The organism is Actinophytocola sp., from assembly GCF_036555685.1.
GTDB lineage: Bacteria > Actinomycetota > Actinomycetes > Mycobacteriales > Pseudonocardiaceae > Actinophytocola.
This window is the reverse complement of record NZ_DATBKY010000040.1, coordinates 1-9,313: the sequence shown is the minus strand read 5'-3', so window position 1 is coordinate 9,313 and position 9,313 is coordinate 1. Positions and strand designations below refer to the sequence as shown.

The window sequence follows — 9,313 nt, the reverse complement described above, 5'->3', positions numbered from 1 at the left end:
CCCCCCCCCCCCCCCCCCCCACTCCACCCCCAGCATCGGAAACGTCAGCCGATCTGCCGGATGAGCGTCGTCGCCAGTTCGATCAAGGCGTGTGACTCCATCACCGGTCCTCTCCTCCCGACTGCCCAGATGACCCATCGCTCACCTGGGTCGGTGGTTGCCGGGAGGGCAGGGAATCCGATGTGGACAGAGCGGCAGAGCTCAGCCACACACCGGCGACCAGCCCCAGTATCAGGCAGAACAACGCGAGCTTGAGCGCGAACGAGACTGGACAGTACGCGCGCACCTTCTCGCCCCCCGTCATTCCCGACTTCCCCCGACAATTCGAGGTTGACATCGGGAGGCGAATCGATCTGCGTCACCTGACACACAGCTGTGAAATTGTTCCGTTATCTGGTCCACGGCATCCCTCGACCAGATGTCTCAGCCTGATCGTACAGCGCTGAACAGGCCATACCCAGCTCGCGAATTCACCCGACCGGCCCATTCGAAGGGGCCACGGAAATGACATGTGGACAAATCGTTGCCACTACTGTTGGTAATGCAAACGAGATGAACGGCCCCAAATTTGTATCGAAATGGGCCGCGTGGCATTGTGCCGCTCGAGGTATCGCCGCAGGTCCGCCATACCGTGGCTGCTTGTTGGACAATCGCCAACACATGGCGCCCCATGGACACGCTTCGTGGCCGAGCGGCTGAATCCTAAATGGACCATCGAGACCGTACCCGGTGCCGCTGGATCAGCAGCCGGCACCGGGCGGGACTCCCCGCCGCGACCGTTTGGCCAGGTAGCGAAAGCCGGGCGCGGGGAGTCTGCGGATGGCCTCTCGGGGAGCCGTCCTCTTCGGAGCTGAAGGGACGGCTCCCGGTGACCGGATGGCGGCCGCCGCGGGCGAGCACCGCGACCGGCCCGCGTCTGCGCGACGGCGCCATCCGGCGAGCACACCGGTGTTACCGCTCACTCCCCCGAGTCACGGTGATCACGGTGTCCTCCTTGTGGTTCGGCGCGCGCCGGGCACAACTATGCGACACCGCAAGGAAAGAAGCGAACGAATTACGCCCGGGTCAGCCGGCGAGGATCTGGTCCAGACCGGCGGCCACCACGCGCTGGGCGTCCTCGCGGTACTTGAGGACGGCGCCGAGCGTGGCCGCCGCGGCGGCCGCGTCCAGCTCCGTGCGACCGAGCGCGCCGAGCGCCTCGGCCCAGTCGATGGACTCCGCCACGCCCGGCGGCTTGAGCAGCTCCACCTCGCGCAGCCGCCGCACGGCGTTCGCCACCTGGTTGGCCAGCTGTGCGGACAGGCCCGGCAGCCGGCGCCGCAGGATCGCCACCTCGCGGGCGAGCTCCGGGTGCTCGAGCCAGTGGTACAGGCAGCGCCGCTTCAGCGCGTCGTGCACCTCGCGGGTCCGGTTCGACGTGAGGATGACCAGCGGCGGCACCTCGGCGCGCACCTCGCCGAGCTCCGGCACGGTCACCGCGCTCTCCCCCAGCACCTCCAGCAGGAACGCCTCGAACTCGTCGTCGGCCCGGTCGACCTCGTCGACGAGCAGCACACAGGGCGACTCCTCCAGTGCCCGCAGCAGCGGCCTGGCCAGCAGGAACCGGCGGCTGTAGAGGGAGCGCTCGGCCTCGTCGGAGTCCAGCTCGCCGTGCGAGGCGGCCTCCAGCGCGCGCAGGTGCAGCAGCTGGCGCGGGAAGTCCCAGTCGTAGAGCGCCTGTGTGAAGTCGATGCCCTCGTGACACTGCAGCTTGATCAGCTCCACGCCGAGCGCCTCGGCCAGCGCCGCCGCGAGCGAGGTCTTCCCGGTCCCCGGCTCACCCTCGCAGAACAGCGGGCGCCCCAGTCGCAGCGCGAGGAACGCCGCCGTGGCGACCCCCTCGTCGGCCAGGTAACCGACCCGCTCGAGCGAGTCGGCCAGCTCGTCCGGCGAGGCCACCGGCGCCCAGGACGCGTCCACCACACCCCGAGCCTACGGGTAGGGAGATCGCCCGAGGCGAATCCGGGTGCGGCCAGGGTCGGACCCCGATGTGCCCGACCGGCCCGGCGGCGAAGCTGGACTCATGTACGACACCGAGACACCGAACCGTCCCACCCGCACGCTTCGCCGCAGCCGCTCCGACCGCATGGTGGCCGGCGTGTGCGGCGGCATCGCCGAGATGTTCGGCATCGACGCCGCGCTCGTCCGCATCGGCCTGGTCGCGGCCACGCTCCTCGGCTTCGGCACCGGCGCCATCCTCTACCTGGTCTGCTGGATGATCGTGCCCGAGGAGTAAGCCGCGGAGACCCATAGAGTGAGGCCGTGACCGAGGAAGAGGACCGCGCGACCGTCTCGCGCCTCGGCACGGCCCGCGCGCTGGTCCTGGTCGCGGCCGTGCTCGCGGTCGCGGTCAGCGCGCTCGTCTGCCTCGCGGTCCTCGTCGTCGGCCCGACGTTCCTGGCCAGGACGGGGCTGACCGGGACCGCCGTGCTCGCCGCCGCGGTGTTCTGCGTCGTGGTGCTCGCGGCGGCCATCGCCGCGAGCCTGCTGGCCGTCCGCGCGCGGACCGTCCGGGCCGTGCTCGGCCGCGGCTTCGGCGTGCTGCTCGCCGGCGTCGTCCTCGGGCTCGCCGCGCTGCTCCTCCTGGTGGCCGGAACCACCTAAACCCGCCGGTAACACCCGAATGGCCGGTATCTGGCCCGCACAGTCACGCTCTTGACTACCGAGACGATCTATCGTTCGAATAGCCCGGAAGGGTGACCGGATAACGGAGAAGACGCGAGGGGCCGGGGGTTGGCACGATGGACCTGGAGCCATCAGGAACACAACCCACGAAGCGGGGTGGGCAGCGGTGACCGAACTGCAGACCGCAAGCATGGCCAAGCCCTGGGAAGGGCTCGAAGGCCGGGATCGGCACGCGGCATGCATGATCGCCGCCCAGGCCGGTGACCGGTCCGCGTTCGATGTGCTGGTCGCCGAGCTCTCGCCGCTCGTGTGGCACGTGGCGCGGAGCAACGGGCTCGACCGGACAAGTGCGGAGGATGTCGTGCAGACCGTGTGGCTCGCGCTGCTGCGGCACATCGACCGCCTCGCCGAACCGCGGGCGCTGGCCGGCTGGCTCATCACCACGACCCGCCGGGAGGCACAGCGGGTCCAGATCCGGGGGGCCGGTCAGGTCGAGCTGTCCAGCGAGGTCGCCGAGCAGATGCCCACGTCCGACCCGTCGCCGGAGCACGAGGTGCTGCGCGACGAGCGGGACCGGCAGCTGTGGGCGGCGTTCCACAAACTGACGCAGCGCTGCCAGGAGCTGCTGCGGCTGACCGTCCTCGCCGGCCGCGCGGAGTACCGCGCCGTCGCCGAGGCCCTGCACATGCCGCACGGCAGTATCGGACCGACCAGAGGGCGCTGCTTGAACAACTTGCGGGCCCTGTACAACGGGGACAGTGGATCATGAGAACGCACATCCCGGATGACGAGCTGATGACCCAAGTGGCGCGGCTGGTGCACGAGCTCGATCCGATGCCGCCAGGCTTGGTGGAGCGTGCCCAGTTCGCCGTAGCCATCGACGACATCGACGACATCGACCTCGAGGTCGCCCGGTGGTCCGACAACCGCACGCTCGCCGGCGTGCGCGGCGGCCTGCCCGGCACGATCACGTTCTTCGTCGGCGACCTGACCGTCATGGTCAACGTCACCCGTACGGGGGAGCGCCAGCGCATCGACGGGTGGCTGGTGCCGGCCGGCGCGCACGGCGTCGAGGTCCGCGTGGCCGACCACGGTTCGTCGACCACAACCGCAGATGAGGGCGGTCGTTTCGTCCTCACCGAGGTGCCCCGCGGCACCACCCAGTTGTTGGTACGCATGCACGCGGAACAGTCACGAACAGTCGTGACACCAACTGTCGACTTGTAGCCCACATAGCCCCACTTACTCCGTTCGGCAGATATTGTCTGTATCTCGCTGTGATCGCTTGCCTCTTCTCCAGGTGAGGACGCAGCTGTCTGCTGAAAGGGGAGTAAGCAATGACCAACCCGAAGCCTCCGACAGACCCACGCAAGCCGTGCGAGATCTGCGGCTCGACCGATCACACGACCGGTTACCACGAAAGTGGCGTCTCGCCGCAGGGCTACCACGAAAGCGGCGTCGCACCCGAGAAGAGCGTCGTCTCGGACGAGGTGTAGCGCGGCTCGTAGTCCCGCCGGTATCGCAACCGCACATCGCAAGATGCCCTCACCTGCTGGACAGGTGGGGGCATCGATGTGCTGCCATTGACCCATGCCCAGTGCGCGCAGTCGACGTGCCCCGCGTTCGCGGCCGGACCGATCCTCACTGGCCAACGGCGACGCGATCGCGGCCAGCGTCGAGGCGGCGGCCGCGTTACGCGTACGAGCCGTGGAGGAGGCGGCCGCGGCCCGGCCGGCCCCGGCGATGCAGCTGCTGCGCCGGGCACTGCGGACGCTTCCGGTCGACTCCGACGACCTCGGTGCCATCACCGTGCGCACCAAGACGCTGCTGACGATGGCCTACGTGCAGGCCGAGACCGGGCCGATCACCGAGGGGCTCGTGCACCTCGGCACCGCGCGCAGCCTCGTGGGCGGCATGGCCGACGGCCAGCACAAGCTGTACCTGCTCGGCTTCGCCCACCACCAGCACGCGCTGATCCTGCTGCGCGCGGGCCGGATCGCCGAGTCGGTCGAACTGTTCGACCAGGCCATCCCGCTGCTCGAGGAGGCGCTCGGCGGGCCGGCCGGGGACCCGGAGCTGCTTGCCCGGGCGTACATGAACCGCTGCCTCGCCCACATCTCCGGGGGCCGCCCCGGCCCGGCGGAGCGGGACGCGCGGGCGTGCATGGCGCTGGCCGCGGAGCACGGCTTCCCCCTCATCGGCGCGAAGGCGGAGGGCAACCTCGGCGAGATCGCGCAGCTGCGCGGCGCCATCCCGGAGGCGTTGCGGTACTTCGAGGGCGCTGAGCGGGCGTTCCGTGAGCTCGCTCCCGGGCTCGTGCCGCGCACCAAGATCGACCAGGCGCGGTCGCTGCTCGCGGCCGGGCTGGCCGACGAGGCCGCCCGGCACCTCGACGAGGCGCTGCCCGAGCTGCGCGAGCACCGGATCGGCCAGGACCTCGCCGAGGCCGAGGTCGCCCGCGCCGCGGCCGCGCTGCTGGCGGGTGACCTCACGCTCGCGAAGCAGCTGGCGACGTCCGCACGCAGCCACTTCGTCAAGCGGGGCAGCGAACCCTGGGCGGAGGTGGCCGCGCTGACCCGGCTGCGCGCCGAGGTCGAGGCGGCGCTCGCCGGTGTGGACAGCACCGCCACGCCCGCGCGTGCCGTGGCGCTCGCGGAACGGCTGGCGGAGGCCGGGCTCACCGACGAGGCCGCGACCGCGACGATGCTCGCGGTCCGGCTCGCGCTGCGCCGCCGTGGCGTCGACGCGGCCGAGGAGCTGCTGGAGCAGGTGCCCGCGCCGAGCAGGATCGCGCCGATCGACCACCGGATGCTGCTGCGGTTGTGCCGCGCGGAGGTGGCGCTCGCGCACGGGCAGTCCCGGCGCGTGCTCGCCCAGGCGAAGGCCGGGCTGACCGAGCTCGGCGCCGCGCGGGACAAGATGGGCGGGCTGGACCTGGTGTGCGGCACCGCGATCCACGGCTTCGAGCTCGGCCGGCTCGCGGTGAAGCTCGTGCTCGACAACGCGCGCACGGACGCGGACGGGCGGCGGCTGCTCGACTGGCAGGAACGCACCCGCGCGCAGATCTACCGCTACGAGCCGCAGCCCGCGATCGACGACCCCGAGCTCGCCACCGCGGTCGCCGACCTGCGCGCGGTGATGCGGACCGTCCAGCAGTACCGCCTCGAGCGGCGGTCGACGGCCCACCTCGAGCGGCGGATCACCATGCTGCAGCGGGAGGTCAGCCGGCTCGGCTGGCACACGAGCCACTGGGGCAAGCCGCGGCCGGTGTGCTCCGCGGCGGAGGTCATCGACCGGCTCGGCGACCGGACGCTGATCAGCTTCGCCGGCCCGGGCGAGGACCTCGCCGCGGTCGTCGTCAGCGGCGGGCGCACGCGGCTGTTCCGGCTCGGCCGCCAGGAGCAGGTGCTCGAGGTGGCCCGGCAGCTGCACGCGGACCTGGACGCGCTCGCGCCGGACGATCTCATCGAGCCGCTCGTCAATGCCGTCTCGCGCTCGGCGCTGAACCGGATCGAGCTGCTGGACCGGTGGCTGTTCGGTCCGGACGGCATCCCGACGGAGCTGTTCGCGGACAGCGAGCTCGTGATCGTGCCGTTCGGCGGCCTGTACTCGGTGCCGTGGGAGTCGCTGCCGACGCTGCGCGGGCGCGCGGTGTCGGTCGCGCCGTCGGCCACGGCCTGGGTCGGCGCCGCCGAGGCACCCGGCACGGACGGGCGGGTCGTGCTCGTGTGCGGGCCGGACCTGCCGGAGTCGGTGTCCGAGCTGGACCAGCTGACCGCGGTCTACCCGGACGCGGTCGTGCTGCAGGGCGCCGAGGCGACGACGGCGGCGGTGCTGTCCGCGATGGACGGAGCGAAGCTCGTGCACATCGCCGCGCACGGCACGCACGAGCCGGCGAACGCGCTTTTCTCCCGGCTCGAGCTCGCCGACGGCGGCCTGATCGCGCACGAGGTGGCGCGGCTGCACCGGCCGCCGGAACACATCGTGCTGGCCGCGTGCGAGCTGGCGCTGTCGCACATCCGGCCGGGTGACGAGCCGCTCGGGTTCGCCGGCGCGATGCTGGCGAGCGGCTCGCGGACCGTCGTGGCGGCCGTGAACCGGGTGGGGCACCGGTCGGCCGCGCTCACGATGACCGACTACCACCGCAGGCTCGCGAGCACGAGCGCGGCTGTCGACATCGCGGAGACGATGGCCGAGTACCACCGGCGCCTGGCGTCGGGCACCCGCCCGGCCCGTGCGCTCGCCGAGGCGACCGCCGCCGACCCGCTGCGCCGCCCGTTCATCCTGCTCGGCGCGGGCTGAACCGAGGTTTGCACAAAGATCGTCGGCAGATGACCATGGGGGGTGTCGGGCGACGAGGGGCGGTTTCATGACGCTTGCGCTGGAGTGGAGTGACCCGCACTTCCTGACGTCGCTGATCTCGGTGCCGCTGTTCACCGGCGTGATCGGCTACATCACGAACTGGACCGGCGTGATCATGCTGTTCCAGCCCATGCGTTTCCACGGGGCGCGGCTCCCCGGGCTGCGGTTCCTGTACTCGTACCTGCCGCGGCGGGTGCAGGTCATCCCGGCGATCACGCACGACGGGCGGTTCGGCTGGCAGGGCATCATCCCCTCGCGGGTGTCCAAGATGGCCAGCATCTCCGTGGACAAGGCGCTGCTGAAGGTCGGCAGCATCGGCGACTTCTACCGCGAGTTCGAGCCGGACAAGATCGCCGACCACATCGCGGCGACCGCGCGGGAGGAGATCCGCGACGTGGTCGAGCGGATCATGGAGCGCGAGCACCCGCAGCTGTGGCACGACCTGCCGCCGGTCGTCCGCGAGGCCGTGCACGCCCGCATCCAGGAGCGGCTGCCCGTGATCATCCGCGGGCTGACCGACCAGCTGGGCGAGCACATCGAGGACCTCATCGACGCGAAGCTGCTGGTGATCCGGCACTTCGAGGAGCACCCGGAGCTGATGAACGACATGCTCCGCGAGGTCGGCCGCAAGGAGCTGCGGTTCATGCAGAACTTCGGCTTCTACTTCGGCTTTCCGATGGGCATCGTGCTGGTGTTCATCCTGCAGGCGTTCCCGTACTGGTGGGTGCTGCCGCTCGGCGGCGCGGTGATCGGCTGGGTGGTGAACTGGATCGGCATCAAGCTGATCTTCGAGCCGGTGTTCCCGCGGCGCATCGGCCCGTTCCGCTTCCACGGGCTGTTCCTGCGCCGCCAGCCCGAGGTGAGCGACGTGATGGCGAAGATCATCGCGGACGACATCATCAACATGCGCAACGTCGGCGACGAGCTGCTGCACGGGCCGCGCTCGGACCGCACCCGGGCGATGCTGGAGGCATCGCTTCGCCCGGCGGTCGACAACGCGGTCGGCTTCGCGCGCTCGGCGGTACGGGTCGGCATGGGCACCGAGCGGTACGACCGCATCCGCGACGCGGTGGCCACCGAGGCGGTCGAGTTCGCCTCGGCGTTCGGTGACACGGAGTTCGGCAAGCAGCAGTCGATCAAGATCAACCGGTTCGTGGCGCGGCAGATGCGCCAGCTGCGCTACGACGAGTTCAACGAGCTGCTGCGCTCGGCCATCAAGCAGGACGAGTGGCTGCTGTTCGTGCACGGCGGCGTGCTCGGCATCGGTGCCGGCCTGATCCACCTAGCGATCTTCGGAGTCTGAGATGTCCAACTCCCCCATCCGGGAAGGCGCCGGCCTACTGCGGATCGCGGCGAACGCCGGCTGGTCGACGGCCCAGTGGATGTGGAGCACGACCGTCCACACCGGAGCGCGGGTGGTCCGGGGGCTCGCGGCGGGCGAGTCACCCGCGTCGATCGCCGGCGCCCTCGGCGCCGACCTCCGGTCCTCGGTCGAAACGGCGCTCGGCTCGCCTGTCCCGCCGCCCGCGACCGAGCATCGCTCCTCGGCGGCGGAGCTGCGTGCGCGGGGCGCGGAGCTGCTGCGCCGGTCCGCGGACGTCCACTTCGTGGAGGACATGCATCCGGCATACGAGCGGATCCTGGGCGAGCTGACACCGGACGAGGCGCGGATCCTGCGCTTCCTGGCGAAGGAAGGCGCACAGCCCACTGTGGACGTGCGAACGAACCGTCCACTCGGGATCGGCTCGGAGCTGATCGAGGCGGGGCTGTCGATGATCGGGCGGCAGGCCGGCGTGCGGCACGTCTCGCGGACCAACGCGTACCTGAACAACCTGTTCCGGCTGGGCCTGATCTGGTTCTCACGCGAGGAGGTCGACCCGTCGCGATACCAGGTGGTGGAGGTACAGCCGGAGGTTCAGGCGGCGATGGCCAAGGCGGGACGGGCACCGAAGACGGTGCGACGGTCCATCCACCTGACACCCTTCGGCGAGGACTTCTGCGAGACGTGCCTGCCGCTGGACTGAGTTGTCCACTTGTTCATCGCTGAGGACGCTCCGTGCTTTACCGGAGGAACCTTGTCCCCAACCAACCCGACCAAAACGAAAAGGCCCGGGCGCTTTCGCGTCCGGGCCTTTCGCTACTGACTGGCTGGATCAGAAGTCCATGCCACCGGTCGGGTCGCCCGCCGGAGCGGCGGCGGCCTTCTCCGGCTTGTCCGCGACCACGGCCTCCGTGGTCAGGAACAGGGCCGCGATCGAGGCCGCGTTCTGCAGCGCCGAGCGCGTCA

At 70.7% G+C, this 9,313-nt stretch carries 9 protein-coding genes; 8 read left to right on the top strand and 1 reads right to left on the bottom strand.

The features are described 5' to 3' along the window. Positions 1-1,065: 1,065 nt before the first annotated feature. Positions 1,066-1,962: an AAA family ATPase gene (locus VH969_RS04060; protein WP_331970551.1), complete on the bottom strand. Its 897-nt coding sequence runs from the start codon at positions 1,960-1,962 to the stop codon at positions 1,066-1,068. A 100-nt stretch (positions 1,963-2,062) separates the two neighbouring features. On the opposite strand from VH969_RS04060, the gene VH969_RS04055 reads away from it, so the two are divergent. The 8 genes from VH969_RS04055 to VH969_RS04020 all read left to right on the top strand — a co-directional run bounded on the left by VH969_RS04055 (position 2,063) and on the right by VH969_RS04020 (position 9,050). Then, positions 2,063-2,275, top strand: coding sequence for a PspC domain-containing protein (locus VH969_RS04055; RefSeq protein ID WP_331970548.1), 213 nt, complete (start codon positions 2,063-2,065; stop codon positions 2,273-2,275). A gap of 26 nt (positions 2,276-2,301) precedes the next feature. Further along, positions 2,302-2,643, top strand: a complete 342-nt coding sequence (locus VH969_RS04050) for a hypothetical protein (protein ID WP_331970545.1) — start codon at positions 2,302-2,304, stop codon at positions 2,641-2,643. Between the two features lie 187 nt (positions 2,644-2,830). Continuing rightward, a complete protein-coding gene (locus tag VH969_RS04045; RefSeq protein ID WP_331970542.1) occupies positions 2,831-3,433 on the top strand; it encodes an RNA polymerase sigma factor in 603 nt (200 codons plus the stop codon). Further along, positions 3,430-3,891, top strand: coding sequence for a carboxypeptidase regulatory-like domain-containing protein (locus tag VH969_RS04040; RefSeq protein ID WP_331970539.1), 462 nt, complete (start codon positions 3,430-3,432; stop codon positions 3,889-3,891). Before VH969_RS04045 ends, VH969_RS04040 begins: the two co-directional genes overlap by 4 nt. Positions 3,892-4,001: 110 nt before the next feature. Next, entirely contained in the window at positions 4,002-4,160 is a 159-nt protein-coding gene (locus tag VH969_RS04035) for a hypothetical protein (protein WP_331970536.1), read from the top strand. 94 nt (positions 4,161-4,254) lie between these two features. Next, the gene (locus VH969_RS04030; protein ID WP_331970533.1) at positions 4,255-6,966 is read left to right on the top strand and encodes a CHAT domain-containing protein; all 2,712 of its coding nucleotides are present in this window, start codon (positions 4,255-4,257) and stop codon (positions 6,964-6,966) included. A gap of 67 nt (positions 6,967-7,033) precedes the next feature. Further along, on the top strand, positions 7,034-8,329 hold the full coding sequence (locus VH969_RS04025) for a DUF445 domain-containing protein (RefSeq protein WP_331970530.1): 1,296 nt from the start codon (positions 7,034-7,036) through the stop codon (positions 8,327-8,329). A 1-nt stretch (position 8,330) separates the two neighbouring features. Continuing rightward, positions 8,331-9,050, top strand: a complete 720-nt coding sequence (locus VH969_RS04020; protein ID WP_331970527.1) for a DUF4393 domain-containing protein — start codon at positions 8,331-8,333, stop codon at positions 9,048-9,050. Positions 9,051-9,313: the final 263 nt, after the last annotated feature.